This is a genomic window from Nonomuraea sp. NPDC050394, from assembly GCF_044459065.1.
Classification (GTDB): domain Bacteria; phylum Actinomycetota; class Actinomycetes; order Streptosporangiales; family Streptosporangiaceae; genus Nonomuraea.
This window is the reverse complement of the sequence record NZ_JBITIO010000006.1, coordinates 514,690-534,679: the sequence shown is the minus strand read 5'-3', so window position 1 is coordinate 534,679 and position 19,990 is coordinate 514,690. Positions and strand designations below refer to the sequence as shown.

The following is a 19,990-nucleotide window of genomic DNA, read 5'->3' as shown; positions in this document are numbered from 1 at the left end:
CCGCGCCGGATCGATCTGGTTTGCTTGGGGAGGACCCGCCTCCGGCGAGTGCCGTGTGACTCTCGGCGGGGAGGCTCGGTGGAAGACCTGGACACCCTGGTGGAAAAGGTACGTCGTCGGGTCTTCGTCTGGGGCAGGAAGAAACGCGTCTGGGCCGGGGAGGCGCTGACGGAGGCCGCTGAGCTGGTGCGGCTCATCGACGGGGACCACGAGGTCGACCCGGCGGACTTCGCCAAGGCGGTCGAGGCGGTCGGGCGCCTGCACTGGGCCCGCTACACCACCGGGGGCAGCCGCGACGAGGGCGAACTCCTGGCCGCCATGGGACTGTTCTCCCTGCTGAAGACCGTCGCCCCACACCGGGTTCCCGGCGCGGTCAACGACCTGGTCGTGGCGGTGCCGCGGCACCTGCTGGCCGGGGAGAGCGGCCTCGTCCGGTTCATGTGGGACGGCGCCGCCACCGAACTGGTCGACCGGGTCATCGGCACCGGCACGGTCGACGGCGTGCCCGATGCCGTCTACCTGTGGGAACGCGTGCTGGCCGCGACCGGCCCCGACGATCCCAGCCGCCCCCGGCACGTGTTCAACCTGGGCAACGCCTGGCACCTGATCGCCCAGCACCTGGCCAACGCGACCGGACTCCTGCGAGCGCTGGAACTGGTCGAGGAGTCGCTGGCCGCGACCCGGAAGGACGACCCCGACCACGCCGCCCGCTCGGCCCTGCGAGCGGCGATCGTCAAGGACCTCCACCACGTCACCGGCGACCCCACCCTGCTCGTCCAGGCCGTGGAGATCTACGAGGACGTGCTGGGGCTGATCCCCGACGACCACATCGACCGGGCCGTCCACGTGCTCAACTACTGCGACGCCGGAGCCATCCTGTTCGAGACTTCGCGTGATGAGGATCTCGCCGACCGGGTCCTGAACGAACTCGCCGGCCTCTACGCCACCGGAGACCCGCCTCGGCAGACCGGGCAGGTGCTCTCCCGGCTGATGGCCGGCCGGTTCGGCGACGGCACGCCGGAACCAGAGCCGGAGCCGGAGGAAGAACCGGCGACCCCCGAACTGCGGGCGTTCGAGCAGACCGGCAAGACCGCCCACCTGACCGCGCCCCAGCCCGGCTCGGGCCTGCTGACCTGGTACCGCGCCCTGTACCTGGGCGAGACCACCGGCCTCGAAGAGGCCACGACCGGCCCCGAGGCCCTGCGGCGCTTCGCCGCCGACAGCGAAGGGCTGCGCGCCGACGGCCTGGACCTCGAGACGGCGGCGCTGATCCACGAGGTCCTGAGCCCCACACTCCCCCGGTTCTTCGGCCGCGTCGTCGAACGCCTGCGGGCACGACCGCCCTCGCCCGTCCTCACCGGCTACCTGGGCCTGGCCCACGACATCCGCCACCACCTCGAAGGCGACCCCGGCGACGAGGCGAGCGCGCTCCGGCTGCTGCGCGAGGCGCTCGACGGCCCGCTGCCCGAGCACCGCCGCGGCCTGTTCCTCGCCTACCTGGGCGACGCGCTCAGCCACACACCGGCCGGGCTCGACGAGGCGATCGAGCTCTACGAGCAGGCCACGCGGCACACTCCCCCACCCCCGGTCGCCGTCGTCTCCCTCTTCCGCGCCCACGCCACCCGCCAGGACGCGGACGCCATGCTGGCCGTCGCCCGGCGCTTCCTCCCCGAATTGCCGCGGGACTCCCCCGAATGGCGCGAGATCACCAGGAACATCGGGCTGGGACTGGCCGAACGGGCGCTTCACGACCCGTCCGCCGACCTGGACGAGGCCATCGACATGCTGGCCGTCACACAGGACGGAACCAGCCTGACCACCCTCATGTACGGCTCCGCGCTCCGCCTGCGCCACCTCCGCCGCCAGAACCCGGCCGACCTCGACCGCAGTCTCGCCGCCTACGGCGCCGCGACCGGCGCCGAACCCCTCCTCGTCCTGTTCCGCCTGGGCGAACTGCTGCAATGGCGCCACGCCCTGGAACCCAGGCCCGCGCTGCTCGACGCGGCGATCGGCTTCCTGCGCGGGGCCGTGGCGCTGTCCGACGGGCACGAACTGGCCACCACGAGCCGGGAGGAGCTGGCGCGGGCGCTGTCCCACCGCGCCGAAGCCGCCGGCCGCCCGGACGACCTCGACGAGGCCATCGAGACGGCCCGCCGTACTGCCGACTTCCTGCTTCTCGGCGATCTGCTGGCCCTGCGCCACCCGGACGAGCCACCGGCCGCCGCGCTCCTTCAGGCCGCGCTCGCCGACGTCGCCGACGGGTCGCTCGACATCGAGCAGGCCGAAACGGCCATGCCGCCCTTCGCCGACGACGAGCCGACGCTCGGCGCGCTGCTCAGGCAGACCGCCGAGGCGACGCTGCTGCTGGGCGCCGGCGCGACCGAGCAGGCGTTATGGCTGGCCAGGCTCCTGGTCGCCGGGCTGCGGGACACGACCGGGGACGCGGTCCTCGCCAAGGCACGGGCCGAGGCGAGCCTCATCCTGGTGGACAGCGCGCGCGAGGTGCTCTCCCGGCGCGCCGATCCCGCGCTCTACCAGGCGGCCCACGAGGCCGGATCGTGGGTGGCCCGCTTCGCGGAGGAGAGCGGCGAGGCGATTCTGGCCGGTACGGCCGCCTTCCGGCTCGGCACACTGCACCTCGAGCTCTACGGCCGGTACACGACCCCGGGATGGGAACGGCGCGGCCGCGAGCTCCTCCTCGACCCCGCACCGCTGCTGCCCGGCCACGAAGGCCACCGTCTGCCCGATCCCGTCACCGCCCTGCGCACCGCCGCCGGGCATCTGGCGCGGGCGGCCGGCCTGCGTACCGGCGAGGCCCGCGGAGAGGCGGCACGACGGCTGGCCGCCGCCCTGTACCGGCTGCGCGAGCGGGGCGAGCCGATCGACGAGGCCGAGCTGGACGCCGCGGTCGAGACGGCGCTCCAGTTGCTTCCCGACGACGCGTACGGACGCCGCCTGGGGATGCTGGCGATGCGCTCAGACCCCGAGCGGATCGCCGGAGCGGAACGTGCCATCGCCCTGCTGGAAGCCGACCTGGACGCGTACATGGAGCGTGCGGGCGCCGAGTCCGCCGTGGCGGCGGCGCTCACCCTGGCCCGGCTGCTCGCCGACACGGCCCCGGCCCGCGCCCTCGACCTGCTGACCAAGGTCACCGCCGCGACCGCGGAGCCCGACGTCGACCTCGACGAGAGCGTGGGCGTCGCCCAGGTCTGCTCCTGGCAGATCAAGCTCCTGGCCAGAATCCACGACGACGACCTCGGGCGGCTGCTCACCGAGGCCGACCTGGCCACCGCGCAGGACGGGGATCCGCAGCGGGGCCTGGCCGCGCTCGGCCGCGTCGACCGGGACGACCCGCGCCTCGGCGGCTTCCGCCAGGCCCTGCACTTCCTGGAGGCCCGCCTGTCGGCCACCGCGGCGGAACACGTGGACGGTTCCGAGCAGGTGGGCCTCGCCACCGCCGCCGTCCACGGCTTCACCTACGCGGGCGCCACGCAGTACGCGCTGCTGGTCATCGAGTCCTTCCTCATGCCCGCCAGCGCCGGCATCTCCGACGACGACGCCATCGAGGTTCTCGCGACCCTCGGCGTGGTCGCCAAGTTCGTCCCGCTCACCTCCCCCGGCACCACCGAACTGCTCCAGCGGTTCTACGCGCGCATCCTGGCCGGCCTGCTCACCACCGGCACGAGCGAGCACACGCTGGGGGTCCTGCTCAGCCAGGCCAAGGGCAGCCGTCTGGGTGAGGTCCTGCTCGCCGGGCCGCCCGCGCTGGCCGACCCCGAACCTGTCACGTTCGCCGTTCCCGAGGCGGCGCAGGAGGTTCTGGACGAGCTGATGGTCGTGGCCTGGGCCGACTCCCGCCACCGCCGTCCGGCCGGCTCCGAGGAAGGCCGGCTGCGCAACCGCCAGCGCGCGTTCGACGCCGAGATCACGGAGAAGGTGCTCGCGCACCGCGCCTTCCTGCCCTACGCCACGCTCAAGCTCGGCGGGCTCAGAGAACGGCTCGGCGAGCGCACCGCGCTGATCATCTACCTGCCGATCCTGTCCGCCGAAGGCCGGGGCGGGCTGGCCCACCTGATCGTCACCGCCGGCGCCACCTTCGTCGGGCTGGCCTGGGACGACCACCCCGCGGGCGACATCGCCGTCGTCGGCGACACCGCCTTCACCGTGTCCACGCTGGGCACCGACGTGGCCGGCACCAGGCAACTGCTGCAGGAGGACCCCGGCCCCGCCCCCGTGACCGCCGGGGCGCTGGCCTTCCTCGTCAACCCCCTGCTGTTCGGCCGGGAGAGCCTGGACCACCTCGCCGGGCTCCGGGAGAGCGGGCTCGACCGGCTGCTGGTGGCGCCGCACGGCCCCTACCACTTCTTCCCCTTCCACCTGGCCGGGCCCGAGCGCGGCCGGTGGCTGGACGACTGGAAGACCGGCTACCTTCCCAACCTCGACCTGCTCCTGCGCCCCGCGGCGGCGATCGGCGAAGGCACGCTGACCAGCATCGGGCTCGACTACCTCGGCACCGGCCACCCACCGCTGCACGAGGCGGTCGCCGAGGCGGTCGCGTGCGCCGCCGCGTTCGCGACCGCGCCCGTCCTGAACGCCGCCGCCACCCGCGCCGCCGTGCTCGCCGCGCTGCGCGGCAGCCGCTACGTCCACCTCGCCGCGCACGGCTCGCACAACATCGACGCGCCCGTCCTGCAGGCCGTGCACCTGGCCGACGGGCCCCTTTTCGCGTACGACCTGCTCGGCCTCGACCTGACCGGGCTCGAACTGGTCACCCTGAGCGCGTGCGAGACCGGGCTCGGCCGCATCGACCGGGCCGACAACCTGCGCGGCATCCCCGCCGCGCTGTTCGTGGCCGGGGTGCGGTTCATCGTGGCCACGCTGTGGCCGGTCTCGGACGAGACGGCGGCGTACTTCTTCCCGCGCCTGTACGCCGAGCTGGCCGGTGGCAAGGGGATCTGGGACGCCTTCCACGACGTCCGGCACCTGACCCGCCGGCAGTTCCCGCAGTATCGCGACTGGGGCGCGTTCGTCCTTATGGGAGGGGATGGCGATGACTGAGATCGAGCTGTCGGAGGACGCCGACGTCCCCGTGGCACTGCGCCTGAGGACCGTGCGCGGCCGGCGGGCGCCCGCGGCCCCTTTCCTGCTGGAGGGGCAGGTGGCCATCGGCACGCCCACGACCCGGCGGCTGACCGCCGCGGACGCGGGGCCGGATGAGGAGCTGGCCGGTTTCATCGCCGCGGAGTCCGCCCGCTGGGACTACTACCTGACCGCGCTGTCGTGCACGTTCGTCTCCCAGGAGGAGGCGGAGCTGGCGTCGGGGTGGCTGCGGATCACGTTGTCAGGTGAGGAGAGCACCGCCCATTCGATGGATCCCATGATGCTGGAGGAGTTCACCGACCTGTCGTACTCGATCAAGCTGGTGGTGCCGCTGGTGATCGAGAGTGAGTTCGGGGTCAACGGCGCGCGCAAGAAGCGGCGCACGGCGGTGGAGGGGCTCTACGACGGGACGCGGACGCCGTCGTGGGTCTTCCACGGCAGCGCGCGGGCGCCGGTGCACGGGGTGCAGCGGCTGCGGATGGTCGTCAGGACGCCGGCGGGGCTGCCGGCCGAGGGCACGATCCAGGCCGGGGCGTCGGTCCGGCACAAGCCGCTCGGCCTCGACCTGTTCTCCTATACGACGCCGCTGGCCGACCTGCCCGAGACGTTGCGCATCCGGTTCCTGCCGGACTGATCTGATAAGGGTTCCAACCTTTCGCCCCGTACGTGGCGTTTGACAGGGGTGAGAGGAGAAACGAATCTTGGAACCTCACGCCGGCTTCCGCGAGTTCGTGCTGGCCCGCCAGCAGGCGCTCATGCGGACCGCGTACCTGCTCACGGGGGACGCCCACCTTGCCGAGGATCTGCTGCAGAGCGTCCTGGTCAAGGTGGTCGGCCATTGGGCCCGCCTGGCCCGCGACGGCAACCCCGAGGCCTATACGCGCAAAGCGCTGATCAACCAGTACATCTCGTGGCGGCGGCGTCCCCGCCCCGAGTCGCCCAGCGCCAGCCTGCCCGAGCACGGGCGGCGCTATGACGAGGCGGCGCTGGACCGCATCGTGCTGCGCCAGGCGCTGGCCAGGCTGACTCCCAAGCAGCGGGCCGTCCTCGTGCTGCGGTTCTGGGAGGACCTCACGGAGGCGCAGACCGCGCAGGTGCTGGGCTGCTCGCTGGGAACCGTCAAGAGCCAGACCCACCACGCGCTCTCGCGCCTGCGGGCGCAGGCGCCGGAGCTGGCCGGTCTGCTGTCGGAACATGTGATCGAGGAGGTGGCCCGATGACGAGGCTGCGTGACGCGCTCGGCGACCTGGCCGAGCAGGCCCCACGCGTGGATCTGGCCGAGGCGGCCATCGCGGGCCACCGGCGCAGGCGGCGTACCCGCGGCGTGGTCGCCGGCCTGGCCACCGCCACCGCGCTGGCCCTCGCCGGAGCCGTGGTGACGCTGCCGTGGCAGAGCACCGTGAGCCCGGTCGCGGCCGAGGGCGCGAGCAAGACGCCCGACCTGCCCGCCACCGCGGTGGGGCCGCTCGGCCACGCCTTCCGTACACCCTGTGCCGGCAAGCCCACCTTCGACTGTTCCGCGTCGGAGTGGCGGGTCGTCACCCGCTCGGGCCGGACCTACCGGCTGCCGCACGCCCCCTCCTACATCTCCGGGACGCTCGCCGCGCCGGTGGCGATCAGCCGTGACGGCGGCATGCTCGCCTACTACGACCCCCGGGAGGGGGCGCACGTGGTCCACGACCTGGTGCGCGGCACCCGGACGGTGTCGCGGTCGCGGCTGGGCGAGGATCGCGTCGGCGTGGGCTCCCTGCTCTTCGTCTCCGACGACGGCCGCCATCTGGCCTTCGACCCGCGTGAAGGCAGCAAGGAGCCGGGGATGGTCATCGACGTGCGTACCGGCGCGACGGTGGCGGTGCCGGGGAAGTTCGAGCCGGTCAGCCTCAAGGACGGCGTGGTGTCGCTGGTGCGCTACGTCAAGACCGACCTGTGGCTCATGCCGGTGACCGGCGGGGGCAAGCCGGTGCGGTTCGACGGCGCGTTCATCATGTTCAGCGAGCTCGCCCCCGACGGCCGTACGGTCGCCGCGGTCCGGCACCAGCGCCATCTGCGCAATGAGCTGACGCTGCTGGACGCCAAGACCGGCAGGACCCTGCGTACGGTGCCCGTCCGCGGCCTGCCCGGCGACCGCGGCGCCGTGACCGCGACCGGCCCTTGGCGCAGCTCCGGGGAGATCGGCATCACCTATTCCGGCACGACGGGCCTGCGCACCTTCGCCGTCGACGTGCGCACCGGCCGGGCCCGCCCGCTGGAGCGCTACCCCGTCAAGCGGTCGGACGTGATCCTGCCCGGCCAGGCGGAAAGCGGGTAGGAGTCAGGGCACCTGCCGAAGGAGGCCCTCATGTCCACCGAACTCGTGGCCGTCGTGACCGGGGCGGCTCGGGGTGTCGGCCGCGGGATCGCGCTGGTGCTGGGCGAAACCGGCGCCACCGTCTACGTCACCGACCGCGAGTCCCGCGCCCACCGCCACTCCGACCTGCCCGGCACCGTCGAGGACACGGTCGCCCAGGTGAACGACCGGGGCGGCCACGGCGTCCCCGTCGTGGTGGACCACGCCGACGACGACGCTGTGGCGGCGCTGTTCGAGCGGGTCCGCGCCGAGCGGGGCGGGCTCGATCTCCTGGTCGCCAACGCGTGCGCCGGCAACGAGCTGCCGTTCGCCGGCGGGCCGTTCTGGACCCTGCCGCTACGGCACTGGCGGAACATGATGGAGGTCGGCGTCCGCAGTCACCTGGTCGCGGCCTGGCACGCGGCTCCCCTGCTGATCGAACGGCGCGGCCTGCTGGTCATGACCGGCTACGCCGACCCCGACGCCGAGATCATCGCCGGTCACGTCTTCTACGACCTGGCCATGACCGGCGTGAGCCGCCTCGCCCGTACGCTCGCCCATGACCTGCGTCCGCACGGCGTCACCGCGCTGGCCCTCTCCCCCGGCTTCACCCGGACGGAGGCGATCATGGCCGCCCTGGGCGATCGCATGCCGCCGGGCGGTGACTCGATCGAGTTCCCCGGCCGGGCGGTGCGGGCGCTGCTGGCCGACGCCGACGTCGCCCGGCACGCCGGGCGCACCGTGCGCGTGGCGGACCTGGCGCGGGAGTACGGCTTCGCCGACCTCCCGGACTGAGCCGACCTCCCGGACTGAGCCGACCTCCCGGACTGAGCCGACCTCCCGGACTGAGCCGGCCTCCCGGGCTGAGCCGGCCTCCCGGGCTGAGCCGGCCTCCCGGGCCGAGCGGTCAGGTCCGGGTGCCGCGGGCGAAGGTGCGCAGGGCGCGGAGGAAGTCGATGTGGCGGAAGCCGGGCCAGTTCACGTCGCAGAAGTGCAGCGTGGCGTGGGCGGCCTGCCACATCAGGAAACCGGACAGGCGCTGCTCGCCGCTGGTGCGGATGATGAAGTCCGGGTCGCTGCGCCCGCTGGTGTAGAGGTGGGCGGCGATGTCGTCGGCCGTCAGCGTCCGGGCCAGCTCCGACAGGTCCGCGCCGTCGGTCTCCAGGAGCGCGCGGACCGCGTCCACGACCTCCTGCCGCCCGTCGTAGCCGATCGCGAGCGTGAGTTCGTGGCCGTGCTCGCGCCCCGCGGTGGCTTCCACGGCGAGCTTGAGCGCGTGCGCGGTCGAGTCGGGCAGTTCGCCGAGGCGGCCCGCCACGTGCAGCCGCCACAGGGGCGAGGAGGCGACCAGGCTGCCCGCGATGACCTTCTCGATCAGCTCCATGTAGAACGTGACCTGCTCGGAGGCGCGTTTGCGCACGTTGTCGGAGGAGGCGACGTAGATCGTGACCTCCTTGATGCCGAGTTCGGCGCACCAGCCGGCGACGGTCTGGATGTGCTCGACGCCGTAGCGGTGGCCGACGCTGGGGTTGGCGAAGCCCTCCTCGCGGGCCCAGCGCCGGTTGCCGTCCATCACCAGTCCGACGTGGCGGGGAACGCGGGTGACCTGGGCACGGAGCCTGCGGGCGTAGAGCGCGTGGAGCATGCTCCGACTCTATAGACAGTGCACGCAGGTACACCCTCGCTTGGGCGTTACCTGCATTCTGAATCCCGGGCCGGAAACCTAGCGTCGGGATCATGACAACCTTGATACGTACCATCGGGCTGTGGATCCTTCAGGTCGTCACGGCGGCGGGGTTCCTGCTGGCGGCGCTGGGTAAGTTCGCGGACGCGGAACCGGCCGCGAGCACGTTCGACGCGATCGGCATGGGTGACTGGCTGCGCTATCTGGTGGGCGCGCTGGAGGTCGCGGGCGTGGTCGGCCTGCTGGTGCCGCCGCTGGCCGGGCTCGCCGCACTGGCGTTCGCGGCGCTCATGGTCGGCGCGACGCTGACCCAGGTGCTCGTCATGGGCGGCGGCGCGTTCCTGCCGCTCGTCCTGCTCGCGCTGTCCCTGGTGATCGCCTGGGGCCGGCGGAGCGGTACGGCGAAGCTGTGGTCGGCCCTCAGATCCCGCAGAGCGCACAAGATCTGATGACAATCCGCATGGGTGCGTTGTGCTGAAATGCCCGCACGCTGTCACCCATGCGAACCCTCACTCACTACCGCGACGCCCTTCTGGCCCGGTGGCCGACGGCGGTCGGCCTGGTCGTCCTCGCCCTCACCGGCCCCGACGCGCACGTCGCCGCCATGATCATCATCCTGGCCGCCCTCTGCTACCTCGCCGCCGCGGCGCTCGGCTCGCGCCGCAGCGGCTGGATCGTGGCCGTCCTCGCCTCGGTCATGGTGAGCATCGGCATGGCCACCGAGCTGGACGCGATCGTGCTGCTCCTCGCCGCCGCCGCGCTCTTCCTCGTGTACGGCCTGCTGCGCGGCGACCGGATCGACCGGCGTGAACTCGGCATCCAGGCGGCCGCCTTCGCCGGCTACTCCGCGATCGCGCTGATCGCGATGACGGCCGGCCCGGTCCTCGCCGTCCACCTGGCGGCGCTGGCGGCCATCGGCCACGGCGTCTGGGACCTGATCCACCACCGCCGCGACAAGGTCGTCACCCGCTCCCTGACCGAGTTCTGCATGGTGCTCGACTTCGGCCTCGGCGTCCTGCTGCTGGCCGTCACCTGGACGGCGATCCTCACCGCCTGAGGCGTTTTCCCGCCATTCCCGGCCAATATTTTAGTTAGGCTAGCCTAACCTAACTTCAGGGATCATACTTGTCGTGCACCACGTCGGATGACGTCGAAAGGAGCCGTCCTTTGGCACGGCATGAAGCCTCACCCCGCACCGCGAACACCCTGAGGGCCGCCGCGTTAGGCCTGGTCCTGGTCCTGCTGGTGGCGTGCGGCGGCAACGTACAGAGCGCCGGGCCCACTGCGGCGCCCCCGAGCCGGCAAGCGGGCGCCTTCCCCGTCACGATCAAGCACGCGGCCGGGGAGAGCCGCATCGAAAAGGCCCCCGCCCGCGTCGTCGCCCTCAGCACCGGCTGGGTCGACGCCACCCTGGCACTCGGCGTGGTCCCGGTCGCGGCCAACCGGTGGAGCACCACCCAGCCGGTCTTCGCCCCGTGGAACGCCGACCTGCTCAAGGAGGCCACGACCACGCCCATCAACACCGTGGCCGACATCTCCGTCGAGGAGATCGCCAAGCTGCGCCCCGACGTGATCTTCGGCTCGTATCAGGTGACCTCCAACAAGGGCCTGTACGCCGCGCTCAGCAAGATCGCGCCCACCATCGGCATCATCGGCGCCGACAACCAGGACGGCACCTGGCAGGAGATCCTGCTGACCGTCGGGAAGGTCCTGGGCAAGAGCGCCGAAGCCCAGGCCGCCGTGACCAAGGCCGAGGCGTCGCTGTCCGGGGTCGCCACCACGTACCCGGGGATCAAGGGCAAGACGGTGCAGTACGTCGTGCTGCGCCAGCCCGGCACCGTCCAGGCCGGCGCCAAGGCCAACGACCACCTCGTCCGCTTCTTCCAGACCATGGGACTCGGCCCCGCACCGGGACTGACGGCGCTGGAGGCCAAGGGCGGCGAGACCGGCTTCCTCAGCTACGAACAACTCGGCGCGCTCGACGGCGACCTCATGTTCATCGGCGGCTTCAGCGACGAGGAGATGACCGCGTTCGAGAAGTCGGAGCTGTTCAAGAAGATCCCCACCGTGCGCGACGGCACGTACCTGGTCCTGGACGCCGAGAAGATCGGCGCGATGCGCACTCCCACCGTGCGCAACATCCCCTACCTCCTCGACGCCATGAAACCGGCCCTGGAAAAGGCCGGAAACGCGTGAGCGACGGCCACCGGGGCCGTGCTGCGCTGCGCGGCGCCGCCTTGGTGGTGGCCTGCGGGGTGTTGTTCCTCGTGTGCCTGCTCAGCGTGGGACTGGGCGCGTTGCAGATGTCCCCCGCCACGGTGATCTCGGCCCTGCTGTCGCCCGACGACTCCTACTCGGCGCTCATCGTCACCTCGATGCGGGTGCCGAGGACGCTCGTCGGGCTGCTGGCCGGCGCCGCGCTCGGCGTGTCGGGCGCGCTCATGCAGTCCATGACGCGCAATCCCCTGGCCGATCCCGGCCTGCTCGGGGTCAACGCGGGCGCGGCCACCGCCGTGGTGTTCGCGGTCGCGTTCTTCGGGCTCGACCAGCTCACCTCGTACGTGTGGTTCTCGTTCGCGGGCGCGCTGACCGTCTCCCTGCTGGTGTACGGCATCGGCTCGGCAGGCGGCGGCCGGGCCACCCCCGTACGGCTGGCGCTGGCCGGAACGGCCATCGGCGTGGTGCTGACCTCGATCATCCAGGCCGTCCTGCTGATCGACCCGATCGCCTTCGACCGGTACCGGTTCTGGGCCATCGGCGCTCTGGCCGGCCGGGACATGAAGGTGGTCGAGCAGGTGCTGCCGTTCATCCTGATCGGCCTGGCGATGGCGCTCGTCCTGGCGCCCTCGCTCAACGTGCTGGCGCTCGGCGACGACAGCGCCCGCTCGCTGGGGCTGCGGCTCGGACACGTGCGCGTGCTCACGGCCGTCGCCATCACATTGCTGTGTGGCGGGGCGACGGCGGCGGCCGGGCCGATCGTGTTCGTGGGGCTGGCGGTGCCGCACATGGTGCGCCTGCTGACCGGCCCCGACCAGCGGTGGGTGATCCCCTACAGCATGGTCGTGGCGCCCATCCTGCTGCTCGGCGCGGATCTGGCCGGGCGCCTGCTCGCCCGGCCGAGCGAACTGGAGGTCGGCATCATCACCTCGTGCCTGGGCGCGCCCGTGCTGATGTGGCTGGTGCGCGAGAGGAGGCTGGCGAAGCTGTGAAGAGCATGACGGCCGTCCCCGGCAAGACGGTACGCCTGTTCGGCGACAGGGTGTCGGCCCGCGTCTCCGTCCGCACGGTCACCGTGTGCGTGTTGCTGGCCTGCGCCGCCGCCGGGCTCGGCATGGTCGCCCTCGCGGTGGGCGACTACCCGATCCCGCTCCCGGACGTACTGGCCGCGCTCACCGGACACGGATCGGGCGGCGACCGCTTCATCGTCGCCGACCTGCGCCTGCCGCGCGTGCTGTGCGCGCTGCTCATCGGGGCGGGGCTGGGGGCCGCCGGGGCCATCTTCCAGGGCCTGACCCAGAACGCGCTGGCCAGCCCCGACATCATCGGCTTCACCACCGGGGCGGCCACCGGCGGCATCCTGGTGATCGTGCTGCTCGCGGGCGACTCCGCGCAGGTGGCGGGCGGCGCGCTCGCCGGAGGCGGCGTGGTGTCGCTGGCCGTCTACGTGATGTCGTTCAAGCGGGGCGTGCAGGGGTACCGGCTCATCCTCATGGGCATCGGCATCACCTCCATCCTGGTGTCGGTCAACAGCTATCTGCTGGCCAGGGCCGAGGTCGAGACCGCGGCCAACGCCCAGCGCTGGCTGATCGGCTCGCTGAACGGCTCCACATGGAGCAACACCGCCGTCCTGGCCGTGCTGCTCGCGGTGCTGCTGCCGGCGGCGGCGTCCATGGCCGGCCGGTTGCGCCTGCTCGGGCTCGGCGACGAGCAGGCGCGCGGGCTCGGGCTCGCGGTCGAGCGGTCCCGGCTGGGGCTGATGCTGGTGTCGGTCGCCATGACCGCCGCCGCCACGGCCACCGCCGGGCCGATCGCGTTCGTGGCGCTGGCCGCCCCGCAACTGGCCCGCAGGCTCACCCGGACGAGCGGGGAGGGGGTGATGTCGTCGGCGTTCATGGGGGCGCTGCTGCTCGTGGCCGCCGACTTCGCCGCCCAGAGGGTGATACCCGGCGTGCAACTGCCCGTGGGCATTCTGACCGGGGTGATCGGCGGGCTGTATCTGGTGGCTCTGCTCACCGCCCAATGGCGGGCAGGGCGAGGCTGACTCAAGGAGAATGCGGGTGACCATGCACGGCTGCGAATCGGAGACCGTTCTCGACGTCTTGGGCATCGGGTTCGGACCTTCGAACCTGGCCCTGGCCATAGCCCTTGAAGAGCACACGGCGGCGCCGCCGCTCACCTCCAGATTCCTGGAGCGGCAGCCGAGGTTCGGCTGGCACCGGGGGATCCTCATCGACGACGCGACGATGCAGGTGTCCTTCCCGAAGGACCTGGTCACCATGCGCGACCCGAGGAGCGACTTCAGCTTCCTCTACTACCTCCGGGAGAAGGGGCGCCTGGTCGACTTCGTCAACCAGAAGACGCTGTTCCCGCTACGCGCGGAGTTCCACGACTACTTCGAGTGGGCGGCGGGCAGGCTGAGCCACCTGACCCAGTACTCCGCCGAAGTCGTCGCCGTCGAACCGGTGCACGAGCGCGGCGAGGTACGCGCGTTCGACGTGGTCACCGGCCACGACGGCCACCGGGTACGGCGGCGCGCCCGCAACCTGTCCATCGCCATGGGGCTCAAACCGCACCTGCCGCCGGGCACGGTCCTGTCCGACCGCGTCTGGCACACCAGCGAGGTCCTCCCCCGCATCGCGCGACGCCTCGAATCGGGCGAGCCGGTACGGCGGGCGCTCGTCCTGGGCGCCGGCCAGAGCGCCGCGGAGGTGGTCGGCCTGCTGCACCGCACGTTCACCGAGGCCGAGGTCTGCGGCGTGTTCGGCAAGTTCGGCTACACCCCCGCCGACGACAGCCCGTTCGCCAACCGCGTGTTCGACCCGGCGGCCGTGGACGTCTTCTTCGGCGCCCCGCCCGAGGTCAAACGCTCGATCCTGGACTACCACCGCGGCACCAACTACTCGGTCGTCGACATCGACCTCATCCAGTCGCTGTCCTCGACCATGTACCGCGAGCGGCTGCACGGCAGGCAGCGGCTGCGCATGCTGAACGTCTCGCGTGTCCACGACGTCCGCGAGCACGCCGGCGGCCTGGAGGTGACGGTCGAGGACCTGCCGACCGGCCGGCGCGAGATCCTGGCCGCCGACGTGCTCGTGCACGCCACCGGCTACCGCCCGCACGACCCCGCCGCGCTGCTCGGCGAGGCCGCCAAGTTCTGCCTGCGCGACGAGGAGGACGCCCTGCGCATGCACCGCGACCACAGGATCGTCCTCGCCCCGCAGGTCAAGGCCGGCATCTACCTTCAGGGGGCGACCGAGCACACCCACGGCCTGACCTCGACGCTGCTGTCCACCGTGGCGGTCAGGGCCGGCGAGATCCGCGACTCACTGCTGGCCCGCCGCTCCCCCGCCTCCTCCTCCTGACCTCACCCGGCCTTCGTGGCCGCCATGATCACGCGCGGGCTGGACGGCAGGGTCGCGGGCGTGTCCCTGGCCTCCTCCAGCAGGACGGAGGCCCCGGGACCCAGCTCCGCCTCCAGCGCCGTGGCCCGCGCCCGCACCAGCTCGTACACCCGCAGCTGCCGCTCCAGCCACCGCTCGGCCTCCTCCTTGGCCGTCACGGTGAACCCGGCCCCGGCCAGCAGCCCGCCGTGATCGAGGTAGGACGGCTCCCAGGTGCTGAACACGAACCTGCCGCCGGGCCGCAGCACCCGGGCCACCTCGGCGAACGCGGCCCGTTTGTTCCACACCATCCACAGCGCGTCCACGCTCAGCACCGCGTCGCAGGACGCCGGCTCCAGGCCCGTGGCGGTGAAACCGCCGACGGCGAAGCGCGCCCCGGGCAGGCCGAGCGACACGCTCAGCTCGCGCGCGCCCTCGACCGCGACGGCCAGGGGGTCCAGGCCGAGCAGCCGTGCGCCGGCCGCCCGCGCCAGCGCGATCCCCGGCCCGCCCCTGCCGCAGCCCAGGTCCAGGAGGGACATCTCCGGCCGCAGCTCCAGCAGGACGGCGAAGCGGGCCAGATCCGTCCTGGTGACGAAGCCGAACGGGCGCAGTTCCTCGGGATGGTCGTCGCCGTAGACCTCGCGGTAGATGCTCGCCAGCGTCGGGCTCGACAACTGCCTGGCGTAGAAGTCGGCGTAGCGGTCCTCCGCGGTCTGGCTCACAGGCCGGCCGCTTCCAGGGCCGCGTCGAACTCGTCCTGGCACTGCTCGGTGTCTCCGCCCCGCTCCCGGGTCACCGCGACCCTGGCCCTGACGTCGGGGGCGACCTGCTCGAAGCGGCGCTGCCACTCCTCGGCGGCCGGGCGCCAGTACCCGAGCGTGGCGAAGCTGTCAGCGGGCAGCCGCCGCTCGTGGCGCAGGTGCTTGCGGATGGCCCGCATGGCCGCGGCCTCGCCCGCCGCCCAGACGTAGGCGCCGCGCACGTCGTGCCGCCGGACGATCTCCGGCAGGCCGGCGTCGCCCGGGTACAGCCAGGTGATGTCGGCCTGGCCCCGGGTGTCGAACTCCTGCCGTTCCGCGGGGCCGGCGACCTGGACGTACACCTTCGCGCCCATCCCGGCGGGGAGCTCTTCCACGATGCGGCCGATGGCGGGCAGCGCGGTCGCGTCACCCACGATGAGCTGCCAGGACGCCTCGCCCGGCGGGCGGTGGAGTCCGTGCGCCGCCGACACCCCGACCTTGTCGCCGGGGCGCGCCCTCATGGCCCAGGGCGCGGCCACGCCGCCCTCGTGCACGACGAAGTCGACGTCCATCTCACCGGTGGCCGGGGTGAACCGGCGCACCGTGTACGTGCGCTGCACCGGCTCCGTCACGCCCTCCGGGTACACCCAGCGGCCCTCGACGACCTCGGGCAGCACGGGCTCGCGCTGTCCTTCCGCCGGGAAGAACATCTTGAAGTACTCGTCGGCCGCGCCGCTGCTGACGTAGCCGTCCAGGCCGAGCGTGACCCTGATCATCAGCGGGGTCACGTGGCGGGTCCCGATGACCTCGGCCGGGAAAAGGTCGCTGCTCACGTCGTCTCCTCAGGTGTGGGGTGTATGGCCACTTCGCCGCCGCGCAGTTCCACGCGGCGGGTGAAGCGGTCGATGGTGGCGCGGCGGTGCGCGATGACGATCAGGGTGCGCTCGCCCGCCTGCCGTTCGAGCGCGCCCTCGATGAGGGCCGCGGTGGCGGGATCGACGTCCGCGGTGGCCTCGTCGAGGATGAGGACGGCGGGGCCGAGCAGAACGGCCCGGATGAGGCCGATGAGCTGGCGTTCGCCCGCCGACAGCAGGGCGCCGCGCGCGCCGGTCTCGGTGTCGAGCCCGGCGGGCAGGCCGTCGAGCCAGCCGTCCAGGCCGAGCAGCGTGATCGCCCGCCGCAGGTCCGCGCGGCCGGAGCCGGTGCCCAGGGCGAGGTTGGTGGCGATCGTGCCGCGTACGGTCTGCACGTCCTGCGGGATCAGCGCGACGCGCCGACGCCGCTCGGCCGGATCGAGGGCGGCCAGGTCGGCGCCGTCGTGGCGGACCGTCCCCCGGTCGGGGGTGTAGAGGCCGGCCATGAGCTTGGCGAGGGTGGACTTGCCCGCGCCGGTCGCGCCCACCACGACGGCGCGCTCGCCGGGCGGGAAAGCGAGCGTGATCTCGCGCAGGACGTCCTCGCCCGGGACGTAGGCGTAGCAGGCCGCGTCCACGCGCAGCCCCCGCCCGGCTCCCGGCCTGCCCAAGCCTGCCGCGTCCACGCGCGGCCCGCACCCGGCTCCCGGCCTGCCCACGCCCGCCGCGTCAACGCGCGGCCCGCGCCCGGCTCCCGGCCTGTCCACGCCGGCCGCGGGCGGGGGCTCGGCGGCGGTCAGCAGGTCGAGAACGCGGGCCAGCCCGACCCTGGTCCGCTGCACGCCGCCGACCAGGCGGGTCAGCTCCATGAAGGAGTCGAACATGCCGCGGCACGACAGCACGAACACCACCACGGTGCCCACCTCGCCCGGCCCGCCGCCGAGCAGGACCCCGCCCAGCAGGATCACCCCGGCGATGGCCAGGCACTCGAACGCCTGGATGGCGGTCATGGTGTTGAGCGCGCGGGTGGTCTGGGCGATGCCGTCCAGCAGCCGGTCGTTGTCGCGGGCGTAGCGGCGGTCCCATTGCCGGGCCGCCCCGGCGAGCTGGATGGTCTCGCGGGCCTCCAGGCTTTCGGCGAAGGTGGCCGCCACCTTCGCCTGCCGGTCCGCCTCGACGTCCCACGCGCCGGCCGAGCGGACCCGGAAGCGGTGCAGGACGAACAGCGCCGGTGGCATGAACGCGCCGAACAGCACCACGGCCAGCAGCCACGACCTGCTCACCAGCACGTATCCGCCGATGAGCAGGTAGCCGGTGGAGGCGAGCAGGGCGGGCACCTGCAGGCGGACGAACACGGCGAGCTCGGCGATCTCCGCGGTGGCCCGGCCGACCAGTTCGCCCGCCGCGTGGCTCTCCACGAACCGCAGCGGGGCCGCTGCCAGCCGTTCGGCCGCCCGCTCGCGCAGCGTGCGGACCAGCCGCTCTCCCGCGGCGCCGAGCAGCAGGTCGCCGCCCTGCCGCGTCGCCAGGTGGACGAGGGTGAGCCCGAGCAGGACGAGCGTCACGGTCGTGACCCGGTCCGTGTCGCCGTCGAGGACGGCCGTGGTGATCGCGCCGACGGCGGCCGGTACCAGCGCCACCGCCGCCGACGCCGCGAGGCTCAGCCCGGCGCCGCACCCGATCCGGGCCAGGTGCGGGCGGAGATAGGGCAGCGCGGCCCGGACGAGGCCCCGTTTCGACGGCGCCTCCCGCAGCCTCCCGGCCTCACCCATCGGCCCGGCCGATCGGGATGATCTGGTCGGCGTGCCGCAGAACGGCGGGGCGGTGGCTGACGGCGATCACGGTGCCCGCGCCGAGCCAGTCGCGCACGCCCGCCAGCACCCGTTCCTCGGTGGGCTCGTCCACGGCGGAGGTGACGTCGTCGAGCAGCAGGACGTCGGGACGGCGCAGCAACGCCTGTGCCAGCGCGACCCGGCGCCGCTGGCCGCCCGACAGGGTGGCGCCGCCCTCCCCGATCAGCGCGCCGAGCCCGCCCGGCAGGGCCTCGACCTCGTCCAGGACCGCCGCGGCGCGCAGGGCGGCACGCAGTTCCGCGGGCCCCGGCGAATCGTCCAGGCCGAGGGTCAGGTTGCCGGCGACCGTGCCCGACACGAGGACCGGCCGCTGGGGCACCAGGGTGACCAGCTCGCGCAGGATGGCCGGGTCGAGGTCGCGCAGGTCCACGCCGCGGTAGCGGACCTGGCCGTCGCGGGGTTCCTGGAGGCGTACCAGCACCCGCAGCAGCGTCGACTTGCCCGAGGCCACCGGACCGGTCACGACGGCGAACGCGCCCGGTTCCACGCGGAAGCCGACCGGCCCGAGCACCGTGCGCCCCTCGTGCCCGACGCTCAGGTCCAGGACCTCGATCACGCCGCCGGGACGTTCCGGAGGAGCGGCGCTCCCCCTCATGGACTCGGGCCCCGCGCGCAGGACCTCGGCGATCCGCGCGGCGGCCTCGACCGCCTGGGCCCGCTGGGAGACGCGCACGGACAACGTGGTCGAGGTGGCGGTGAGCATGAGCATCCAGGACGCGAACGCGGCCAGCCCGCCCACCGTCATCGTGCCCGCCGCCACGGCGGGGGCGGCCGCGGCGACGCCCAGGGCGATGGCCAGCAGCGGCACGAACGACGACACCGCCGACCAGCCCGCCCCGGCCCGCGTCACGGCCATCGCCTTCCTGCTCACCTCGGCGCTGTGGTCGTGGTGGGTGCGCACGAGGGCCTGCTCGGCGCCCGCGCCCTTGACGGTCAGGGCCGCGCCGACCAGTTCGTCCACGACGTCGGCGCGTTGCCCCTGGGCCGCCGCCAGCGCGCCGCTGCGTACGCCGAGCACCCGGCCGAACACGACGTTCGTGCCGAGGACGGCGGCCACGCAGCCCAGGCAGAGCAGGGCCAGCGGCGGGTGCAGGAACGCGACCGCCACCACGACGGTGACGAGCCCGATGACCAGGTGCGGGAGGGCCGTGGTGCCGCCGACCCAGATCCAGATCAGGTCCACGTCGTGGGAGTTGCGCGCCTGAAGGTCGCCCCGGCCGAAGGCGGCGGCCGTACGGGTGTCGAGGGTGAGCAGGTGGGCGGAGAGCCGCCGGCGCAGGCGGGTGATGATCTTGGCGCCGGCCATGTAGTCGAGGTGCTGGCCGGCGTGCTGGGCGAGCCAGGCGAGCAGCCCGGTGCCGACGATCACCCCGCTCCAGCGCAGCAGCGCCACCCGGTCCGCGGCGACGAGCCCTTCGTCGAGGGCGCGCTGGATCGACAGCGGCAGCGACACGAGCGCGAGCTGCCACAGCGTGGTGAGGGCGGCGGCGGCCGCGATCGCCCGCGCTTCGCCGCGCAGGCACCAGCGCAGCAGTTCGCGGGCGGCCCGTGCGGAGCCGCCCGCGATCCGCGGGGTCGTCGTGGTGCTCACCGGCGCCTAACGGTCCATGGCCCGCTGCAGGCTCAGCGGCCGCATGTCGGTCCAGTGGCGCTCGACGTACTCGAGGGCGGCGGCGTGGGTCCCCGGCCCGTGGACCACCTCCCATCCGGCCGGTACGTCCGCGAACTCGGGCCAGAGCGAGTGCTGGCCCTCGTCGTTGACCAGGACGAGGAAGGAGCCGTTCTCATCGTCGAACGGGTTGGACATGGAACCTCCATACATAGGGCGTG

17 protein-coding genes are annotated in these 19,990 nt (G+C 73.1%); 11 read left to right on the top strand and 6 right to left on the bottom strand.

What is annotated here, in order from left to right; all coding sequences use genetic code 11:
• Positions 1 to 78: 78 nt before the first annotated feature.
• From ACIBKY_RS26200 to ACIBKY_RS26180, 5 genes are all read left to right on the top strand, one after another.
• The gene (locus tag ACIBKY_RS26200) at positions 79 to 5,058 is read left to right on the top strand and encodes a CHAT domain-containing protein (RefSeq protein ID WP_397100335.1); all 4,980 of its coding nucleotides are present in this window, start codon (positions 79 to 81) and stop codon (positions 5,056 to 5,058) included.
• Complete coding sequence (locus tag ACIBKY_RS26195) at positions 5,051 to 5,734, top strand: hypothetical protein (protein WP_397100333.1); 684 nt, start codon at positions 5,051 to 5,053, stop codon at positions 5,732 to 5,734. Before ACIBKY_RS26200 ends, ACIBKY_RS26195 begins: the two co-directional genes overlap by 8 nt.
• A 67-nt stretch (positions 5,735 to 5,801) precedes the next feature.
• Positions 5,802 to 6,320, top strand: a complete 519-nt coding sequence (locus ACIBKY_RS26190; protein WP_397100331.1) for a SigE family RNA polymerase sigma factor — start codon at positions 5,802 to 5,804, stop codon at positions 6,318 to 6,320.
• Entirely contained in the window at positions 6,317 to 7,408 is a 1,092-nt protein-coding gene (locus ACIBKY_RS26185) for a hypothetical protein (protein ID WP_397100329.1), read from the top strand. Before ACIBKY_RS26190 ends, ACIBKY_RS26185 begins: the two co-directional genes overlap by 4 nt.
• A 30-nt stretch (positions 7,409 to 7,438) precedes the next feature.
• The gene (locus tag ACIBKY_RS26180; RefSeq protein ID WP_397100327.1) at positions 7,439 to 8,221 is read left to right on the top strand and encodes an SDR family oxidoreductase; all 783 of its coding nucleotides are present in this window, start codon (positions 7,439 to 7,441) and stop codon (positions 8,219 to 8,221) included.
• A gap of 112 nt (positions 8,222 to 8,333) precedes the next feature.
• Here ACIBKY_RS26180 and uppS read toward each other — a convergent pair whose 3' ends face one another.
• Entirely contained in the window at positions 8,334 to 9,071 is a 738-nt protein-coding gene (gene uppS, locus ACIBKY_RS26175) for a polyprenyl diphosphate synthase (protein WP_397100325.1), read from the bottom strand.
• A gap of 92 nt (positions 9,072 to 9,163) precedes the next feature.
• Here uppS and ACIBKY_RS26170 point away from each other — a divergent pair, with 92 nt between their 5' ends.
• The 6 genes from ACIBKY_RS26170 (at position 9,164) to ACIBKY_RS26145 (ending at position 14,692) form a co-directional block, all read left to right on the top strand.
• On the top strand, positions 9,164 to 9,559 hold the full coding sequence (locus tag ACIBKY_RS26170) for a DoxX family protein (protein WP_397100323.1): 396 nt from the start codon (positions 9,164 to 9,166) through the stop codon (positions 9,557 to 9,559).
• Between the two features lie 50 nt (positions 9,560 to 9,609).
• Entirely contained in the window at positions 9,610 to 10,167 is a 558-nt protein-coding gene (locus ACIBKY_RS26165) for a hypothetical protein (protein WP_397100321.1), read from the top strand.
• Positions 10,168 to 10,277: 110 nt separating this feature from the next.
• The gene (locus ACIBKY_RS26160) at positions 10,278 to 11,306 is read left to right on the top strand and encodes an ABC transporter substrate-binding protein (RefSeq protein ID WP_397100319.1); all 1,029 of its coding nucleotides are present in this window, start codon (positions 10,278 to 10,280) and stop codon (positions 11,304 to 11,306) included.
• Positions 11,303 to 12,319 (top strand): FecCD family ABC transporter permease, encoded by a 1,017-nt coding sequence (locus ACIBKY_RS26155; protein ID WP_397100317.1) that lies wholly within the window; start codon positions 11,303 to 11,305, stop codon positions 12,317 to 12,319. Before ACIBKY_RS26160 ends, ACIBKY_RS26155 begins: the two co-directional genes overlap by 4 nt.
• A gap of 5 nt (positions 12,320 to 12,324) precedes the next feature.
• Positions 12,325 to 13,371, top strand: a complete 1,047-nt coding sequence (locus tag ACIBKY_RS26150) for a FecCD family ABC transporter permease (RefSeq protein ID WP_397100316.1) — start codon at positions 12,325 to 12,327, stop codon at positions 13,369 to 13,371.
• A 22-nt stretch (positions 13,372 to 13,393) separates the two neighbouring features.
• Entirely contained in the window at positions 13,394 to 14,692 is a 1,299-nt protein-coding gene (locus tag ACIBKY_RS26145) for a lysine N(6)-hydroxylase/L-ornithine N(5)-oxygenase family protein (RefSeq protein WP_397100502.1), read from the top strand.
• A gap of 2 nt (positions 14,693 to 14,694) precedes the next feature.
• Here ACIBKY_RS26145 and ACIBKY_RS26140 read toward each other — a convergent pair whose 3' ends face one another.
• The 5 genes from ACIBKY_RS26140 to ACIBKY_RS26120 are packed head-to-tail and all read right to left on the bottom strand — an operon-like array spanning position 14,695 to position 19,967.
• Entirely contained in the window at positions 14,695 to 15,435 is a 741-nt protein-coding gene (locus tag ACIBKY_RS26140) for a class I SAM-dependent methyltransferase (protein WP_397100314.1), read from the bottom strand.
• Complete coding sequence (locus ACIBKY_RS26135) at positions 15,432 to 16,286, bottom strand: siderophore-interacting protein (RefSeq protein WP_397100312.1); 855 nt, start codon at positions 16,284 to 16,286, stop codon at positions 15,432 to 15,434. Before ACIBKY_RS26135 ends, ACIBKY_RS26140 begins: the two co-directional genes overlap by 4 nt.
• The gene (locus ACIBKY_RS26130; RefSeq protein WP_397100310.1) at positions 16,283 to 18,079 is read right to left on the bottom strand and encodes an ABC transporter ATP-binding protein; all 1,797 of its coding nucleotides are present in this window, start codon (positions 18,077 to 18,079) and stop codon (positions 16,283 to 16,285) included. Before ACIBKY_RS26130 ends, ACIBKY_RS26135 begins: the two co-directional genes overlap by 4 nt.
• Positions 18,072 to 19,751: an ABC transporter ATP-binding protein gene (locus ACIBKY_RS26125; protein WP_397100308.1), complete on the bottom strand. Its 1,680-nt coding sequence runs from the start codon at positions 19,749 to 19,751 to the stop codon at positions 18,072 to 18,074. The genes ACIBKY_RS26130 and ACIBKY_RS26125 overlap by 8 nt, the downstream gene beginning before the upstream one ends.
• A gap of 6 nt (positions 19,752 to 19,757) precedes the next feature.
• Positions 19,758 to 19,967, bottom strand: a complete 210-nt coding sequence (locus ACIBKY_RS26120; RefSeq protein ID WP_397100306.1) for an MbtH family protein — start codon at positions 19,965 to 19,967, stop codon at positions 19,758 to 19,760.
• Positions 19,968 to 19,990 lie beyond the last annotated feature (23 nt).